The sequence below is a fragment of the Bradyrhizobium sp. 23AC genome (assembly GCF_054863025.1).
Map to the genome: position 1 here is coordinate 485843 of NZ_JAVAYN010000001.1, position 16625 is coordinate 502467.

16 protein-coding genes are annotated in these 16625 nt (G+C 63.9%); 10 read left to right on the forward strand and 6 right to left on the reverse strand.

All coding sequences use genetic code 11. The annotated features are described in order from the left end of the window. Positions 1-17: 17 nt before the first annotated feature. Positions 18-1217, reverse strand: a complete 1200-nt coding sequence (locus RAD10_RS02330; protein WP_461616161.1) for an acyl-CoA dehydrogenase family protein — start codon at positions 1215-1217, stop codon at positions 18-20. Between the two features lie 137 nt (positions 1218-1354). Here RAD10_RS02330 and RAD10_RS02335 point away from each other — a divergent pair, with 137 nt between their 5' ends. Further along, the gene (locus RAD10_RS02335; RefSeq protein WP_461616162.1) at positions 1355-1900 is read left to right on the forward strand and encodes a carboxymuconolactone decarboxylase family protein; all 546 of its coding nucleotides are present in this window, start codon (positions 1355-1357) and stop codon (positions 1898-1900) included. Between the two features lie 109 nt (positions 1901-2009). Next, a complete protein-coding gene (locus RAD10_RS02340; RefSeq protein WP_461616163.1) occupies positions 2010-2504 on the forward strand; it encodes a VOC family protein in 495 nt (164 codons plus the stop codon). A gap of 245 nt (positions 2505-2749) precedes the next feature. On the opposite strand, the gene RAD10_RS02345 is transcribed toward RAD10_RS02340, so the two are convergent. Together RAD10_RS02345 and RAD10_RS02350 are read right to left on the reverse strand one after the other, a co-directional pair. Further along, positions 2750-3985: an MFS transporter gene (locus RAD10_RS02345; RefSeq protein WP_461616164.1), complete on the reverse strand. Its 1236-nt coding sequence runs from the start codon at positions 3983-3985 to the stop codon at positions 2750-2752. Positions 3986-4149: 164 nt separating this feature from the next. Further along, positions 4150-5397: an MFS transporter gene (locus RAD10_RS02350; protein ID WP_461616165.1), complete on the reverse strand. Its 1248-nt coding sequence runs from the start codon at positions 5395-5397 to the stop codon at positions 4150-4152. Between the two features lie 195 nt (positions 5398-5592). On the opposite strand from RAD10_RS02350, the gene RAD10_RS02355 reads away from it, so the two are divergent. Continuing rightward, positions 5593-7659, forward strand: coding sequence for a prolyl oligopeptidase family serine peptidase (locus RAD10_RS02355; protein ID WP_461616166.1), 2067 nt, complete (start codon positions 5593-5595; stop codon positions 7657-7659). 184 nt (positions 7660-7843) lie between these two features. On the opposite strand, the gene RAD10_RS02360 is transcribed toward RAD10_RS02355, so the two are convergent. Next, a complete protein-coding gene (locus RAD10_RS02360) occupies positions 7844-8515 on the reverse strand; it encodes a DUF938 domain-containing protein (protein WP_461616167.1) in 672 nt (223 codons plus the stop codon). A gap of 266 nt (positions 8516-8781) precedes the next feature. On the opposite strand from RAD10_RS02360, the gene soxX reads away from it, so the two are divergent. Genes soxX through RAD10_RS02395 form a run of 7 tightly spaced genes read left to right on the forward strand, consistent with a single transcriptional unit; the run spans position 8782 to position 13375 of the window. Then, positions 8782-9108, forward strand: a complete 327-nt coding sequence (soxX, locus tag RAD10_RS02365; RefSeq protein WP_091964576.1) for a sulfur oxidation c-type cytochrome SoxX — start codon at positions 8782-8784, stop codon at positions 9106-9108. 25 nt (positions 9109-9133) lie between these two features. Beyond that, the gene (soxY, locus tag RAD10_RS02370; RefSeq protein WP_461616168.1) at positions 9134-9625 is read left to right on the forward strand and encodes a thiosulfate oxidation carrier protein SoxY; all 492 of its coding nucleotides are present in this window, start codon (positions 9134-9136) and stop codon (positions 9623-9625) included. Between the two features lie 13 nt (positions 9626-9638). Further along, positions 9639-9950, forward strand: a complete 312-nt coding sequence (gene soxZ, locus RAD10_RS02375) for a thiosulfate oxidation carrier complex protein SoxZ (protein ID WP_461616169.1) — start codon at positions 9639-9641, stop codon at positions 9948-9950. After that, positions 9950-10813, forward strand: coding sequence for a sulfur oxidation c-type cytochrome SoxA (soxA, locus tag RAD10_RS02380; RefSeq protein ID WP_271591166.1), 864 nt, complete (start codon positions 9950-9952; stop codon positions 10811-10813). The genes soxZ and soxA overlap by 1 nt, the downstream gene beginning before the upstream one ends. Continuing rightward, positions 10810-11115: a hypothetical protein gene (locus tag RAD10_RS02385; RefSeq protein WP_461616170.1), complete on the forward strand. Its 306-nt coding sequence runs from the start codon at positions 10810-10812 to the stop codon at positions 11113-11115. Before soxA ends, RAD10_RS02385 begins: the two co-directional genes overlap by 4 nt. A 53-nt stretch (positions 11116-11168) precedes the next feature. Next, positions 11169-12920: a thiosulfohydrolase SoxB gene (gene soxB / locus RAD10_RS02390; RefSeq protein WP_461616171.1), complete on the forward strand. Its 1752-nt coding sequence runs from the start codon at positions 11169-11171 to the stop codon at positions 12918-12920. Beyond that, complete coding sequence (locus tag RAD10_RS02395) at positions 12917-13375, forward strand: DsrE family protein (protein ID WP_461616172.1); 459 nt, start codon at positions 12917-12919, stop codon at positions 13373-13375. The genes soxB and RAD10_RS02395 overlap by 4 nt, the downstream gene beginning before the upstream one ends. A gap of 176 nt (positions 13376-13551) precedes the next feature. Here the strand turns inward: RAD10_RS02395 and RAD10_RS02400 are convergent, their stop codons facing one another. Together RAD10_RS02400 and RAD10_RS02405 are read right to left on the reverse strand one after the other, a co-directional pair. Then, positions 13552-15801, reverse strand: a complete 2250-nt coding sequence (locus tag RAD10_RS02400; RefSeq protein ID WP_461616173.1) for an ABC transporter substrate-binding protein — start codon at positions 15799-15801, stop codon at positions 13552-13554. A 253-nt stretch (positions 15802-16054) separates the two neighbouring features. Then, entirely contained in the window at positions 16055-16471 is a 417-nt protein-coding gene (locus tag RAD10_RS02405) for a DUF7674 family protein (protein ID WP_461616174.1), read from the reverse strand. Positions 16472-16625 lie beyond the last annotated feature (154 nt).

Genomic DNA, 16625 nt, shown 5'->3' on the forward strand with positions numbered 1-16625 from the left:
TGGCGAGAACGTGCGCCCTACGCCCCCGGCAAATCCAGGATGCGCTTGGCGACGATGCCGAGCATTACCTCGGTGGTGCCGCCCTCGATCGAATTCGCCTTGGTGCGCAGCCAGGCGCGCGGGCGGGCGCCCTGCTTGGAGCGCTCGCTCTCCCATTCCAGCGCATCGGCTCCGCCGGCCGACATCAGGATCTCGTAGCGGCGCTTGTTGAGCTCGGTGCCGTAATATTTCATCGCCGACGAGAACGCCGGATGCGCCTGTCCCGCCTTGGCGAGATCGACGGCGCGCTCGGCGCACGCCGCAAGTGCGGCTTCATCGACGTCGAACGTCGCGATCTTGCCGCGCAGCATGGAATCATCGAGCCGCCCCTGCGCATCGGTGCCGACGGAATCTGCCGCGATCTGGCCGAGCGGACGGCCAACGCCGCGCTCGCCCATGCCGGAGATCATCGCGCGCTCGTGCTGCAGCAGATATTTCGCGACGTCCCAGCCGCGGTTGACGGTGCCGACCACATGCGATTTCGGCACGCGGACGCCGTCGAAGAAGGTCTCGCAGAACGGCGAATAGCCGGAGATCAGCAGGATCGGCTTGGTCGTCACGCCCTTCGAGGTCATGTCGAACAGGATGAAGCTGATGCCGTCATGCTTCTTGGCGGCGGGATCGGTACGCACGAGGCAGAAGATCCAGTCGGCATAGTTGGCGTAGGAGGTCCAGATCTTCGATCCCGTGATGACGAAATCGTCGCCATCGCTCTCGGCACGGGTCTGCAGCGAAGCGAGATCGGAGCCGGCGTTCGGCTCGGAATAGCCCTGGCACCAGCGGATCTCGCCAGCGGCGATCTTCGGCAGATGCTCCTTCTTCTGCGCGTCGTTGCCGTATTTCAGCAGCGCCGGCCCGAGCATCCAGATGCCGAAGCTCGACAGCGGCGGGCGAGCACCGATTCTTCCCATCTCCGCGCGCAGCACCTTGTGCTCGGCGGCGCTCAGGCCACCGCCGCCATACTCCTTCGGCCAGTCAGGCACGGTCCAGCCCTTGTCGCGCATGCGCTCGAACCAGATGCGCTGCGGCTCGGACGAGAATTTTGCGTTGCGCCCGCCCCAGAACACGTCGGCATCCGACGTCGCGGGCTTGCGCATCTCCGGCGGGCAATTGGCTTCCAGCCAGGCGCGCGTCTCAGCGCGGAATGTTTCGAGTTCGGCGGTCTCAGAATCGCTCATGGTCGTTTCCATCAATCAAAATCGACTTGTTGGGCGCGACTCTGGGCCAAGCTCCCGCGGAATTCAACCACTTCCGCGACCCGCATTCCGCTATAGTCGCGACCAAGACGGTGCTTGAAAACAAAGAGGAAACGACGATGCGCCTGAAACTTCTTTCGCCTGGCGAAATGAACGAGAGCCAGCGGCAGACCTATGACGAGTCGATTGCCGGCAAGCGCGGCAAGCCGCCGGCGCCGATGATGGCCTGGCTGAACAGCCCTGAGATGGCCCGTCACGCCACACGGCTCGGCGAAGTCCTGCGCTTCGACACGATATTCCCCGCAAAGCTTTCGGAGATCGCGATCCTGGTCACGGCGCGGCACTGGACCGCGCATTACGAATGGTACGCGCATAAGCGGCTGGCACTGGCGGGCGGCATGAAGCCCGAGATCATCGACGCCATCCGCGACCGCCGCACGCCCGAGTTCGACGATCCCAGCGGCAGGATGATCTACGACGTGGCGAAATCGCTGCACGAGGGCCACGGCGTCGAGAAGGGCCTCTATGATGAGGCGGTGAAGCTGCTTGGCGAACGCGGCGTGGTCGAGGTGATCGGGCTGTGCGGCTATTACACGATGGTGTCGATGACGCTGAATACGTTCGAGTTCGGCCTGCCGGAGGGCGAGGTGTCGGAACTGGCTTAGTTTCTGATCCTGATGCGCAATTGCGCATCAGGAAACGCTGGGTTTCGGGAACGGCCGTAGCACCGCCCCGGAGCCCGCCCTATGTGCATGCTTTCAACGGAGCATTCCCATGTCGCAAAGCCCAGCCGTCGCCGCCGGCACAAGGATCGGCCACGTTCACCTCAAGGTCGCCGATCTCGATCGCGCGCTCGGCTTCTATTGCGGCGTGCTCGGCTTCGAGCTGATGCAGCGCATGGGCTCGGGAGCGGCCTTCATCTCGGCCGGCGGCTATCATCACCACATCGGGCTCAACACCTGGGAAAGCAAGGGCGGCTCGCCGCCGCCGCCGGGCACCACCGGGCTCTATCACACCGCCATCCTCTATCCGACGCGCGCCGCGCTCGCCGATGCGCTGCACCGCGTGCGCTCGGCCGGCATTGCGCTGGATGGCGCCAGCGATCACGGCGTCAGCGAGGCGCTGTATCTGCGGGATCCGGATCAGAATGGCGTCGAGCTGTATTGGGACAAGCCGAGGGAGCAATGGCCGTTCGGGCCGGATGGGAAGCTCTCGATGTTTACGAAACGGCTGGATGTGGAGGGGCTGCTGAGGGACCGGGAAACGTGATGCCGTAGGGTGGGTTAGGCGAAGCCGTAACCCACCATGTCTCAGCGAATGCGGAGCGAAGTTGGCGGATTACGCTTCGCTAATCCGCCCTACGAAACCTGTTTCCCCGCACCATGATCAGCGCGGCCGCAGCCAACTCCAGCGCAGTACACAGTGCCGTAGGGTGGGCAAAGCGGAGCGTGCCCACGAAACCCTGCTGACTCATCGAGCAATCGTGGGCACGGCGCTTTGCGCCTTTGCCCACCCTACGGGAGCTTCGTCCGCGGCGTCCCGCGCACCATGATCAACGCCGCGGCCACGACCTCCAGCGCGATGCAGAGATAGAACGGCAGCGCGTACCCGCCGGACCAATCGCGCAGAAAGCCGACGACGCCCGGACCGAACGCGTAGGTGACCTGGTTGATCGCGGTGTTGAGGCTGATCAGCACGCCGAACGACGCCGACTCGAACTCCTGCTGCACGATCAGCGACGGCAGCGTGATGAGGTTGCCGACGGAGAAGCCGAACACCGCGCAGGCCGCGATCAGCACGTAGTCGTTGTGCAGGTTGATGACGACCAGAAGCGCCGCGGCCTGGCTGAGGAACGACAGCGTGGAGGCCAGCCGCTGGTTGAGACGATCGATCACCAGCGAAAACAGCACGCGGCCGACCACCGCCATCGCGGTCAGCACCGCGACGGCGACCGCGGCGCGCTCGCGGCCGATCACGGGGTCGAGGAACGAGATCAGATGCACGATGAAGCCGACCTGCGCGAACAGCACCAGCGCAAACGCAATCGTCACCGTGAGGAAGCCGACGTCGCGCAGTGCCCAGGTGCGAATCTGCGTCGATGATTGCGGCTTCGCCTTCGCCGCCGCGTGCCAGCCATGGTGATCGGGCGGCCGGCCGACGAGAACAAGGATCACCGGCAGCAGCAGCACCAGCATGGCGCCGGCGGCGGCATACATGGCACTGGCAAAGCCGACATGGCCGATCAGGGTCACCAGCAGCGGCACGCCGACGATGCCGCCGAAGCTGGCGCCGTTGAGCGCAAGGCTGATCGCCATGCCGCGCTTGTGGTCGAACCACAGGCTGATCGTGTTGGTGATCATGGCGAGGCTGGTGCCGGCCCAGCCGAAGGCGAGCACGGCGTCGGCGAGATAAAGCTGCCAGGGCTCGCGCACCGCGCCGATCGCCACGCTAGCTGCCGCCATCGCCAGCGTGCCCGCGATCAGGCAGAGGCGCGGGCCGTATCTCCTCACGGCTTCGCCGACGAACACGACGAGCAGCGCGCCGAACAGATAGAAGAACGTGGTACCCGATGAGATCAGCGTGGTCGGCCAGCCCCGCGCGCGCTGCAGCTCGGCGACATAGACGCTCTGGCCGTAGAAGCCGAGGCCCCAGCCGAAGGTCGCGAGCAGGAAGCAGACCGCGACGATGCGCCAGCCTTCGTAGCGAAGGGAGGATTCATCGATCGCTGGGGCTTGGGGATTGTCGAGCATCGCCGCTTACTCCGTCATGCCCGGGCATCCACGTTGTTCGATCCGAGCACCTAAGACGTGGATGGCCGGGACTAGCCCGGCCATGACGACATCTAAATGGCCCTAACCTTAAAATCACTTCGACCTGGATCGAAGTATCAACGTTGCTGACAGCCTCCTGCCAGTCAGATCGCATCCGGGAACTCGCCCATCGCCGCCTCCAGCCGCGCCTTGCGGCGGCGGGCCCAGGAGACCAGCGAGAGCACGGCAAGGCCCAGCACCACCGGCGGGAACACCACCAGGTTCACCGCCGACCAGCCGTAACTGGCCAGCAATTGCCCGGAGGAGAACGAGCCGATCGCCATCATGCCGAACACCAGGAAATCGTTGAAGGCCTGCACCTTGTTGCGCTCCTGCGGGCGGTGCGTCTCCAGCACCAGCGCGGAGGCGCCGATGAAGGAAAAATTCCAGCCGACACCGAGCACGATCAGCGTGGCCCAGAAGTGCATCGCGGTGAGACCGGAGAGGCCGATGCCGGCGGCGCCGGCTTCCAGCAGCAGGCCGGCGGCCACGACCTTCGGTGCGCCGAAGCGGGCGATCAGCGTGCCGGTGAAGAAGCTCGGCCCATACATCGCGACGATGTGCCATTGAATGCCGAAATTGGAATCGGACACGGACAGGCCGCACATCTTCATAGCGAGCGGCGCCGAGGTCATGACGAGGTTCATCATGGGATAGGAGATGACGCCGCACAGCGCCGCGGCGATGAAGCGCGGCTGGGTCACGATCGCGCGCAGCGGCCGGCCGCCGTGCAAATCGGCCGGCGCGGGCTTGGGCATGTCGACGCCGGCGACGATGCCCATCGCGATCAGCGCCACCGCGGCCTGCACCAGGAAGCTGAAGGCGAACAGATAGGGCTGCCAGACGTCCATCGTCCATTGCACGAGCTGCGGACCGAGCACGCCGGCGAACACGCCGCCAGCCATCACCCAGGACACCGCCTTGGGCCGGTAGGCCGCGCTGGCGCCGTCGGCAGCGGCGAAGCGATAGGACTGCGCCACGGAGCCATAGAGGCCGCCGAGGAAGGTCGCGATGCAGAACAGCGCGAACGAACCGTGCAGGATCGCGACCGAGCCGAGCACGCCGGTGAGCGTGCCGAGGCCGGTGCCGATGACGAAGGCCACGCGGCGGCCGAAGCGACGCGAGATCGCGCCGGTCGGCAGCGTGCCGGCGGCGAGTCCGACCACATACATCGAGATCGGCACGGTCGCGAACGACATGTCGGGCGCGAGCGTGGCGCCGACGATGGCGCCGGTGGCGAAGATCACGGCCGAGTTGGCGCCGGTCAGCGCCTGGGCTGCGGCCAGGCGCACCACATTGGCGCGCACGCGGGCGTCGTCGGCGATCTCATGGGCAGAAGTCACGTCAAGCATCGGCTTTTTCTGCCCGAACGGGCTCAAGGGCTTGTTGATTCCCGGCACTATGGAGGGACGCGAGTGGCCGGGCAACCGGCGCAAACGGGCGCAGGCCATGCCTCTGACGCAATCGGACGGATGATAGCGGGCCGCGCGCTTGACGGCTTGCGCTCGATCAAATCCTATCCGCCGCTATTTTTCGGAGTTTCGTTCATGACCGTCGACGACAGGCCCACGCTCAGCGCTCCCGACGACGATCCCTGGCTTTGGCTGGAGGAGATCGAGGGCACGCAAGCGCTCGATTTCGTCGAGCGGCAGAACAGCCTGACGCTCCAGGCGTTCGGCGGCAAGGTCTTCGAGCACGACCGCGACATCCTCGCAGCGATCTACGATCGCCCCGACAACATTCCCTATGTCAGCCGGCGCGGCAGCGACCTGCACAATCTCTGGAAGGACGCCGCCAACCCGCGCGGCCTGTGGCGGCGGACCGCGCTGACGGAGTTTCGCAGAGCCAGTCCCGCGTGGGAGACCATGCTGGATATCGACAAGCTCGCAGCGCGCGAAGGCGAGGATTGGCTGCTGAGCGGGATCGCCACGACGCCGGGAAGCTCGCGCGCCATTTTGAGCCTGTCGCGCGGCGGCAGCGACGCAGTGACGTTACGGGAATTCGACCTCGTCACGAAGAGCTTCGTGGCGGACGGCTTTACACTGCCGGAAGCCAAGGGCGGCGCGGACTGGCTTGATGCCGACACGCTGCTGCTATCGAGCGCCCATGGCGAGGGCATGGTGACGGACTCCGGATACTCGCGGACAGTTCGCCTGTGGCGGCGCGGCCAGCCGGTCGATCAGGCCGAGGTGATCATCGAGACCACCGCCGATCGCATGATGATCTATGGCGGCGCCGACGACACCGGACCTGAGCCGCGGGTCTGGATCGTCGAGCAGATCGACTTCTTCAATCACGCGGTCTGGCTGCGCGACGCGGCAGGTCGCATGACGAAGCTCGATCTGCCGACCGGCATCTGGCTGCAGGCCCATGGCGACTGGTTCGCGATGAAGCTGCGCAAGGACTGGACGGCCGGCGGGCGGACCTACGCCACCGACACCGTGCTCGGCATCTCACTGTCGGCATTCCTGAACGGCAGCCGCGATTTTGCGGTGCTGTTCGAGCCGGCGCCGCGGCGCGCGTTGCAAGGCCTGTTCTGGGCGGCGGGCAAGCTCGTGCTGTCGATCCTCGACGAGCTGCGCCCACGCTTTGAGATCTGCACGCCATCCGCCACCGGCTGGAGCCGCGAGACGCTTCCCGGCCTGCCTGAGATCGGCGTCGTCGACGTCTGGCCGCTCGATCGTCATCCCAGCGAGAGCAACGGCGATCTGCTCGCCAATGTGCAGGATCCGCTCACCCCGCCCTCGCTGCTGTTGATCGAGCGCGGCGTCGCCAGCCCGATCGTCCTGAAACAAGCGCCGAAGACGTTCACCGCCGACGGCCTCGAGGTGACGCAGCACGAGGCGGTCTCTGTTGACGGCGAGCGCATTCCCTATGTCCAGACCGGCCCGGGAGCCGAGACCGGCGATGCGCCGGTCTATATGAGCGCCTATGGCGGCTTCGGACATTCGGTGAAGCCGTACTACAACGCCTCGCTCGGCAAGCTGTGGCTGGAGCGCGGCGGCACCATCGTGCAGGCGAATCTGCGCGGCGGCGGCGAGTTCGGCACGCGCTGGCACGATGCCGGCCGCCTCGCCGGCAAGAAACTCTCGCACGATGATTTCGCCGCGGTTGCGGCCGATCTCGTCCGCCGTGGCGTGACGCGGCCGAAGCGCATTGCTGCACAAGGCGGATCGAACGGCGGCATCCTCATCACCAACATGCTGGTACGCTACCCCGAGCGCTTCGGCGCGCTGTTCTGCACCATCCCGCTGATCGACATGCGCCGCTACACAAAGCTGCTCGCGGGCGCGAGCTGGATCGCGGAATATGGCGACCCCGACAAGCCCGAGGAATGGGAGTGGCTGAAAACCTACTCGGCCTATCACAATGTAAAAGCCGGCCAGACCTATCCGCCGATCCTGATCGCCACCACGCGGCGCGACGACCGCGTCCATCCGGGCCACGCCCGCAAGATGACGGCCAAGCTGCAGGCCATGGGCTACGAGGCCTGGTTCTACGAGCCGGAAGCCGGCGGCCACGGCTACGGCAAGGACAACAAGGAGCGCGCCGGCTTCGAGGTGCTCGGCTTCCGGTTCTTGAAGGAGAAGATCGGGTGGAGGGATGAGGGGTGACGGGACTCGTTTGGTCGGTGCAGACCAAGGCCGGCTCTTGCCTCTCCCGCTTGCGGGAGAGGCCGACGCGCTCGAAGAGCGTGGCGGGTGAGGGTTTTCTCCTCTTGGGGAGTCTTCGTTGTCGAAACACCCTCTCCCCAGCCCTCCCCCGCAGGCGGGGGAGGGAGCACACCTTCCGCGTCGCTTACCGCTCAAACACCAGCGTCAGATTGTTTGCGGGCATGTCGATCGTATCGACGAGGCGAAGACCTGCAGCCTTCGCGAGCGTTTCGACATCGCCGATGTCGCGCACGCCCCAGTCGGGATTGCCTTCCCGCAGAGAGGTGTCGAACACCGCATTGCTGAGCGCGGTGTGCTTGCCGTCGCGCTTGAACGGGCCATAGAGGAACAGCTTGCCGTCGGGGCGCAGGTAGCGGCCGGCGCCGGCGAACAGGCCCTCGGCCACGGCCCAGGGCGCGATGTGGATGACATTGGCGCAGAACACCGCCGCAAGGCTCGTCGGCGCCTGTCCGCTTTTCATCTCCGGACACCAGTCGGGATCGGTGAGATCGATCCGCAGGGGGCTGCGGATGTTCGCGAGGCCCGTATGGACGCGCCAGGCCTCGATGCTCTTGAGGTGGCGCTGGTTGAGGTCGCTCGGCCACCAGATCAGGCCGGGCGTGTGGCGGGCGAAATGGACCACGTGCTGGCCGGTTCCGCTGCCGAGCTCGACCACGTTGCCGGTCAGCCCAGTGAGGTGCTTTTCCAGCGCCGCCCAGATCGGCGCATGGTTGCGATGGAACGCGGGTGCATCGAGCCGCCCATCGGGCTCGACCCGTCCGCCATCCCTGCCAAATTCGACGACATATTCAGCCAAGTCAGTCCCCAATGAATGTGAAACAGCAAAGACGGCCGTAAGGGCCAAACGCCCTAGAATAATTTGCTAGTGCCAAACCTTGTAGATGAACAAGCTATCTCATCGGTTGCAATGCGCAGGATATTAACTCCATTTTGCCGCGTGCATAGTCTTGATTGTCAGGCGATGCCCTTTGTGCTTTGGAACGCTTATATTTCCGCAAACGAGATCATCGACATAACGCCTGGGACGATGCCTTGACCGCCTTTCCTTGCAAGCTTGCCGTCCTGGCGGCGCTGGTCCTCTCCGCCGGCGCGGCTGTGGCTCCGGCGCGGGCACAATCCGCTGTCGCCGACGGCCAGAAGCTCGCCTTCGATCGCGGCAAGGGCAATTGCCTGACCTGCCACGTCATCAAAGGCGGCGACCTGCCGGGAACAATCGGGCCGGAACTGAAGGACCTCAAGGCCAAATACCCCGATCGCAACGAGCTGACCGCGATCATCTTCGACGAGACCAAGCGCAATCCGCAGACCATGATGCCGCCGTTCGGCCGGAACCGGATTTTGACCGAACAGGAGATCAGCGCGATCGTTGATTTCCTGCAGACCCTGTAACGGCCGGCTGCCCAGGAGACTTGAGATGACCACGACCACCGGCCCGCTTGCGACGAGGCGCCTGATCCTTCAGGGCGCGGCCTCTGTCGCCCTGCTCGGCCTTGGCAATCTGCCGTTCGCGGCGACGCCCGCGTGCGCCGCGGCCAACGACAAGTATCCGGAAGAGGCCTTCAAGCAGAAGAACGAGGCCGACGCGATCAAGGCGCTCTATGGCAAGACCGCCGAGCCCTCCGACAAGGTCAAGCTGGATGCGCCCGAGATCGCCGAGAACGGCGGCGTGGTGCCGGTGTCGGTGACGACGACGCTCGACAAGGTGAGCTCGATCTCGTTCTTCGTGACCGAGAACCCGTACGCGCTTGCAGCGTCCTACAAGATCGCCGACGGCACAATTCCGGGCGTCGCCAACCGGCTGAAAATGGCCAAGACCACCAAACTGGTCGCCATCGTCGAGGCTGACGGCAAGCTCTACAGCGCGACCAAGGAAGTGAAGGTCACCGTCGGCGGCTGCGGCGGCTAGGAGGATCGGTCCGATGGCATCAAGCATTCGCGTGCGCGCAACATCCAATGGCGACATCACCGAGGTGCAGGCGCTGATCCAGCACCCCATGGACACCGGCCTGGTCAAGGATTCCAAGGGCGAGCCGATCCCGGCGCACTACATCCAGGAGCTGAAGTTCGAATGTAACGGCAAGGACGTCTTCGTCGCCGATTGGGGCACTGCGGTCTCCAAGGACCCCTATGTGAAGTTCAGCTTCAAGGGCGCCAAGAAGGGCGACGACCTCAAGATCTCCTGGACCGACAACAAGGGTGCGTCGGATACGACCACCGCGAAGATCGCGTGATGAAGACCCGCTCTGCCCTGCTGCTTGGCTCGCTCAGCGCCGCGCTAGTGGCGTTCGCCCTCACCTCTCCGCGCGTCGTCGCGGCCGACAAGGTCGATCCCGTTGCCGACGCCAAGGCGTTCCAGAACTTCTTCTTCCAAAAATTTCCCGATGTGAAGCACGAGGACTTCGTCAACGGTCCGTACTCCATGAACGCGGACATGAAGCGGCAGTGGCAGGAGAAGGAGGAATTCCCTCCTTATGAGTTCGCGCTCGATGCCGGCAAGGAGATGTTTGCCACCCCGTTCAAGAACGGCAAGACCTATGCCGATTGCTTCCCCAACGGGGGCGTCGGCATCCGCCAGAACTATCCCTATTTCGACGAGAAGGAAGGCAAGGTCGTCACGCTGGAGCTCGCGCTCAACCGCTGCCGCGAGGCCAATGGCGAGGCGCCCTACTCCTACGTCAAGGACGAGATGGCCTCGCTCACCGCCTACATGGCCTTCACCTCGCGCGGCAAGCCGATGGACATCAAGATTCCCGACGATCCCCGTGCGCTCGCGGCATTCGAGAACGGCAAGCGCTACTTCTACACGCGGCGCGGCCAGATGAATTTCTCCTGCGCCAGCTGCCATGTGCAGAGCCCGGGCGAGCGCATCCGCGCCGAGATCCTGGCGCCAGCGCTCGGCATCCTGAACGCGATGCCGATCTACCGCTCCGAATGGAGCGGCATGGGCACGACCAGCCGCCGCTTCGTCACCTGCAACAGCCAGACCCGCGCGGTTCCGCTGGAGCCGCAATCGGACGAATATCGCGACGTCGAGTATTTCCTGTCCTACGTCGCCAATGGCCTGCCGATATCTGGCCCGGGAGCGCGGCCATGAAGCGGTCACTTCCCCTCGCCATGCTCCTGGCGCTCGGCCTCGCGTCAGTGGCGCGCGCGGCAAATGAAGCGGATTACAAGGCGGCCTACGCCGCCGCCGAAACCGCATCGAAGGAGGCTGCCGGCTTGCGTAACCAGTGGACCGTGACCGTCTCGACGCTGGCCGCGGCCAAGAAAGCGGCGGATGGCGGCGATTTCGACCGCGCCACCGCCGCAGCCAGGGAGGCCGAGGCGCTGGCAAAGGCGTCGACCTTCCAGGCGACGTCTGAAAAAGAAGCCTGGAAGGCGATGGAAATCCGCTAGACTGGCCTCAACTGAAACAGTCTTGCGACATTGAGGGCGCGGAGAATTTTGGTATGGCGATCCGCCGCCGCGATTTCCTGAAGAGCGCAGGCCTTGCCGCTGCATCGCTCAGTCTGCCGCGGCTTGCGCGGGGCACTGAGTCCGCGAGCATTTACGACCTCGAGCGCTTCGGCAACGCGCGCATCCTGCACATCACCGACACGCATGCGCAGCTCAACCCGGTTTATTTCCGCGAGCCCAGCATCAATATCGGCATCGGCGAGATGGCCGGGCGGCCGCCGCATCTGGTCGGCCGCGCCTTCCTCGATCGTTTCGGCATCCGTCCCGACAGCGCCGATGCCTATGCCTTCACCTGCGTCGAGTTCGAGAAGTCTGCAGGCCGCTTCGGCAAGCTCGGCGGCTTTGCCCATCTGAAGACGCTGGTCGATCGCTTGCGTGGCGATGTCGGCGAGAAGCGTTCGCTGCTGGTCGACGGCGGCGATCTCTGGCAGGGCACCGGGCTTGCCAACGTCATGCAGGGCCGCGACATGGTCGAGGTCGCCAATCTGCTCGGCATCGAAGCGATGACCGGGCATTGGGAATTCACCTATGGCGAGCAGACGCTGCGCGACAATCTCGAGCGCTTCAAGGGCGAGTTCCTGGCGCAGAACGTGTTCCTGACCGAGGAAGCCGCGTTCAACGACGCTCCCGCCTTCGACAAGGCCACGGGACGCGTGTTCAAGCCTTCGATGATCAAGGAGATCGGCGGTCACCGGGTCGCGATCGTCGGCCAGGCCTTCCCTTACGTGCCGATCGCGCACCCCAAGCGGTTCACGCCGGACTGGACCTTCGGCATCCGCGAGGAGGAGTTGCAGAAGCATGTCGATGCCTTGCGCGGCACCGACAAGGTCGATGCCGTCATCCTGCTGTCGCACAACGGCATGGACGTCGACCTCAAGCTCGCAGGCCGCGTCACCGGCATCGACATCATTCTCGGCGGCCATACCCATGACGCCGTGCCGCAGCCGATCGCCGTAAAGAACGCCGGCGGCACCACGCTCGTCACCAATGCCGGCTCCAACGGAAAATTCCTCGCCGTGGTCGATCTCGCGATCGACAAGGGCAAGGTCAGCGACATTCATTATCATCTGCTGCCTGTCTATTCCGAGCTGCTGAAGCCCGACCCCGGAATGGCCGAGCTGATCGGCCGGCTGCGCGCGCCGCATGTGACCGACTGGTCGGCAAAGATCGCAACGCCCGACCGCCTGCTCTATCGGCGCGGCAATTTCTCCGGGCCGGTCGACGAGCTGATCTGCACCGCGCTGCGCACCGAGCTGGATGCCGAGATCGCGCTGTCGCCGGGGTTCCGCTGGGGCGTCACCGCGCTGTCGGGCCAGGCGTTGACCATGGAGGACCTGCTCGCGGAGACTGCGATCACCTATCCCGAGACCTATGTGCAGGAGATGACGGGAGCCCAGATCAAGGACGTGCTGGAAGACGTCTGCGACAACCTCTTCAACGCCGATCCCTATTATCAGCAGGGCGGCGACATGGTGCGCGCCGGCGGGCTCAGCTACACCTGCACGCCGACCGCCGCGATCGGCGGCCGCATCTCGGAAGTGAAGCTCCATGGCGGCAAGGCGCTCAGCGCCAGCCACCGCTACAAGGTCGCAGGCTGGGCTTCGGTCAACGGCCAGCAAGGCGCGCCGGTGTGGGACGTCGTCGGCAAATATCTGCGCTCGGGCCGGATGTTTCAGGAGCGGCTCGGCTCCGGCGTGACGCTGAAGGGCGTCGAGGACAATCCGGGTATTGCGGGACAAGGATGATGCGGGCGCAACCGTTTCGCGCGATGCTGCTGACGCTGCTGGCCTGGGCGGCGGTACCGCCAGCATTTGCGCAGCAGGTGCCGCTTCAGGACAAGCCGTTCGCAGAGCACAGGATCGTGCTGCAGCTTTCCGACGGCGATGCAAGGAAGCAGGCGCTGGTGCTGAGCGTCGCCAACAATCTTCTGAAGGCGTACGACCCCGACAAGATCGCGATCGAGGTCGTCGCGTTCGGCCCCGGCGTCGATCTCCTGTTGTCCGGCAGCGAGCGTCGCAAGCAGGTCGAGAGCCTGATCGCGCAGGGTGTGCGCTTCGACATCTGTCTCAACACGGTCGATACGATCGAGCGCGAGACGGGCAAGCGGCCTGAGTTCATCCAGGCCGCGACACCGGTGCAGGTGGGCGTGGGGCAGATCCTGTTCCTGGCGGAGAACGGGTATACGGTGGTGCGGCCGTAGGGGGCGTTGTCCCGCCGAACACGCGTGTATCCAATCCACCCGGCGGACGACGTCCGCATGACCATCGGAAACGGACAAAAGAGGCGCGCTTGGTCATGTCGGCCAAGGGCCAGATCCGGACTCATGCTGCGAATTTCAAGAAGGTGTGGCGGACCGGCGAGGTATCCACGCTTGCCTCACACGGCATAACGCCGGTAGAGCACGACGATTACAGCGAGTACCGTCCCGGCATAAATGACCCGAGCGGCGTGATCCAAAATAATAGCGGCGCGCTTTCGGCCGGCGTCTCGAAGTTTTTCATGTTTGTAGCCCGCCAAGATCGTCATCAGGCATAGTATGAAGAAAATGTAGAACATCTCTTCGACGACCACCGTGTATCCGACATCGCCGACCTGACTGGCGACCGTCACGAGCAGCACCGCGCTCGCCAGGATCGAGGTCACTGGAATCGTCACGCGTTCACGAAACATGGTTTCGGGAAAGAACAGCGTCGCGAACACGACGAGCACGAGCAGAAACAGCGGCAACAGGTTCTTCAGCATGTAGATGGCGGAGCTGCGGCGCAGCATGATGGTCGCATCGAAGCCTGCGAATTCCGTCATTGCCTCGGCACCAAACGAGGACGCCTTTCCGAGCGTCGATCCGCTGGACCGAGATTCGACGAAATAGTTCAGTCCGAGAAATCGCCAGAGCTGAAGTCCGGAATAGGCCCCATCCTCGGCCCGCGAGCTTCCGTCGTCGGCGAGCCGCAAGCCGAACCGATCGATGACATAGGTGATGAGTTCCCGCCGCTGCTTCGTGTTCTGGAAACGTAGACGCAATTCCTGCGTGTCGAACGGATAATCATGGAGATCGAAACGGGCTTTGAAATCGCCGTTGATTCGATAGAGCCGATAGCTCAGGCCGTCTTCCTGTCCAATCTGAATCGGCCGAGCCGGATCGAACGCCCCGCGATCCAGCAAGGCCGGGAACTCGACGTGCGTCTGCGCTTCATCGTCCCCGGCGAACCGCATCCAGAGATAGAAGTCGACGTTGAACGAATTTTGCTTCACGTCGATCCGGCTGACGCGAATGATGTCGATGCCGGTATAAACGACGCGCTGTATCCAGTAGTGTCGGTCGCCGAACGTGACGACACGGCCCTCCTCTCGTTCCGCGGCGAGATCGATTCCTTTGGGCTGATCGATGCGTACGAGTTGCAGCGGCGCAGTGACGAACAAACCGTAACGGAAGAAACCCAGTCGAATCGGGCGCGGAATGTCGCGGTTCGCGTTGAAATAGAGCCGCCCAGTCAGCCCGACGACCGCCGATTTCGGATCGTTGATCGCGGCAAGCGCGACGCGCACACGGTCGCGATCTGCAACCTTGCTGTCGGATCGTTTCTGAATCCCCTGCCCCATAAACCGGGGATGTACGGCAGCTCGTTTTAGCGCATCGATCATCAGGCGCGCAGCGTCATACGAGCCGCCGGCAACCCAGCTTGGCAAGGTTCCCGCTTTCGCTTTGTAGTCGGCGGCAAAGACCTGCGCTGCCACGCCGGCACTGTCGAACATCAGCGAGGAAGCAGCATACAGATTCTCGCTGAAGAAACCCGGCTGCACTTTTTCCTCGGGCTCATTGGCGAAATTCTGCAAATAGCTTTCGCGGGCCGCGGCTTGGGATGCAATGATCATTCCCCTGATACCGCGGCGGCGGAGCGCCTTGACGATGTCTGCGCTAAAATCGGTTGCCGCGCCGACGACAATAACACCGGGCCCGGGCTCCTGCGCGGCAGCGTCCAGCGCCTCATCCGTCGATCCGATCTGACCGGCTGCGACGTCCAGTCCGAACACACGCAACTGCTCCGCCGGATAGGCCGTCGCAAATCCACGCTCAAAATTCTTGCCGTAGGAATCGCGCGTGTGAACGAGACGGACTTTTGGCTCCCTCATCACGGCGCGCAGATGTTCCGCGATCGAGCGCGCCTGCACGGAGACCGGCGACAGCGCACGAAAATAATATTCACTGTTGCTTGTCAGATCGTCGGCAGCTGAGCTTCCCGTGAGTGCCGGTATCCGCGCATCCTTATATATCGGCGCCGCCGCGAGCGACGCCGAGCTGAGATAATGTCCGAGCACAGCGACGCACGGGCTGTCGGCAATCGCCTGCGCATTCGCGCGCGCCACGGCTGGATTGCTTGCGTCGTCGAACAGAACGAGCTCAATCAGCCGTCCGTTGACACCCCCTTTGGCATTCACCTCGTCGATTGCAAGCTGCGTCGCGACCAGGCTTTCCGCCCCGGCCGTGGCGGACGGGCCAGAGAGCGAATTGGCGAATGCGATGCGAATAGGCTCTGGGCGCGTCCAGAGGATGGCGGCCCAGGCGACAGCAAGCACCAGGACCACGCCTGCAACAACGGCAAGCCACACTATCGGCCGCTGCTTCATCGTCGATCCTCGCATCGGTCGGCATAAGCCGAGATTCGTCAGATCGAAGCCTCAATCAGGCCGAGATTGCCGCCGCTGACAGCGTTTTTCAAGCCCGACCCATCGCCACCGGCAGAACCAAGACCACTCAAGGCGGATGAAGGACAGTGCGTGGTGCCGAAGGTCAGAGCTGTCGGCCGTGGCCTTGTCCACCCTGATGAGCCGACGGGGAGCGGCTTGGCCCAGACTTCGCGTTCGGGCTAGAAGCAGACCTCTACAAGCCGCTCGTCGTGGCTTTCCAAAACCTATCCATCGCTGAGCAATGCTCTCTGGACTTCGGCCCCAGGAAGCCTGCCACCGACCTGAAATCGAATGCCTTTGTGCCATCCGCATGCTGTAGTGATTCAAGAAAGCCGGTTGATAACGCGGCACGTTCTTGAGCAGAGCCGTCTTCGAGCGCTTGTTCGCAGAGTTCAATGACGGATTGTATTGTGCTTTTTGGCAGTCGATTGAAATGCTCGACAAGAGCTTCCGCCAATCCGGCACCCACGAGGGTTACGGGCACCACTTCAGTCGACCATTCGGCCTTTAGCTCAGCGAGCACTTCTCTCAATTGAGGTGCAAGATCAGCAATTCTTTCAAGATAGCTCTCATCCCCAAGCATGCGACCAAAATGTCGGACACGGATCATGTCGGCAATGGGTCACAAGGCGTTATCCCTCAGGCCGGGTCGCGTGTCCGCTTCGCTCCTGAAAGCGGGCGTCGCAGATTTATGAGCCCTAGTGCGCAATTGCGCACCAGGCAGGGACGACACCGAATTTGTGGACCGCCCGCCCTCTCGCCCC

Bases quoted from the DNA above. Each gene is read 5' to 3' on its own strand.
- RAD10_RS02385 (WP_461616170.1), top strand. From the start codon at position 10,810: ATGAAGCGGTCACTTCCCCTCGCCATGCTCCTGGCGCTCGGCCTCGCG.
- RAD10_RS02400 (WP_461616173.1), bottom strand. From the start codon at position 15,801: ATGAAGCAGCGGCCGATAGTGTGGCTTGCCGTTGTTGCAGGCGTGGTC.
- RAD10_RS02330 (WP_461616161.1), bottom strand. From the start codon at position 1,217: ATGAGCGATTCTGAGACCGCCGAACTCGAAACATTCCGCGCTGAGACG.
- RAD10_RS02340 (WP_461616163.1), top strand. From the start codon at position 2,010: ATGTCGCAAAGCCCAGCCGTCGCCGCCGGCACAAGGATCGGCCACGTT.
- soxA (WP_271591166.1), top strand. From the start codon at position 9,950: ATGAAGACCCGCTCTGCCCTGCTGCTTGGCTCGCTCAGCGCCGCGCTA.
- RAD10_RS02355 (WP_461616166.1), top strand. From the start codon at position 5,593: ATGACCGTCGACGACAGGCCCACGCTCAGCGCTCCCGACGACGATCCC.
- RAD10_RS02350 (WP_461616165.1), bottom strand. From the start codon at position 5,397: ATGCTTGACGTGACTTCTGCCCATGAGATCGCCGACGACGCCCGCGTG.
- RAD10_RS02335 (WP_461616162.1), top strand. From the start codon at position 1,355: ATGCGCCTGAAACTTCTTTCGCCTGGCGAAATGAACGAGAGCCAGCGG.
- RAD10_RS02405 (WP_461616174.1), bottom strand. From the start codon at position 16,471: ATGATCCGTGTCCGACATTTTGGTCGCATGCTTGGGGATGAGAGCTAT.
- soxZ (WP_461616169.1), top strand. From the start codon at position 9,639: ATGGCATCAAGCATTCGCGTGCGCGCAACATCCAATGGCGACATCACC.
- soxB (WP_461616171.1), top strand. From the start codon at position 11,169: ATGGCGATCCGCCGCCGCGATTTCCTGAAGAGCGCAGGCCTTGCCGCT.
- soxY (WP_461616168.1), top strand. From the start codon at position 9,134: ATGACCACGACCACCGGCCCGCTTGCGACGAGGCGCCTGATCCTTCAG.
- RAD10_RS02395 (WP_461616172.1), top strand. From the start codon at position 12,917: ATGATGCGGGCGCAACCGTTTCGCGCGATGCTGCTGACGCTGCTGGCC.
- RAD10_RS02345 (WP_461616164.1), bottom strand. From the start codon at position 3,985: ATGCTCGACAATCCCCAAGCCCCAGCGATCGATGAATCCTCCCTTCGC.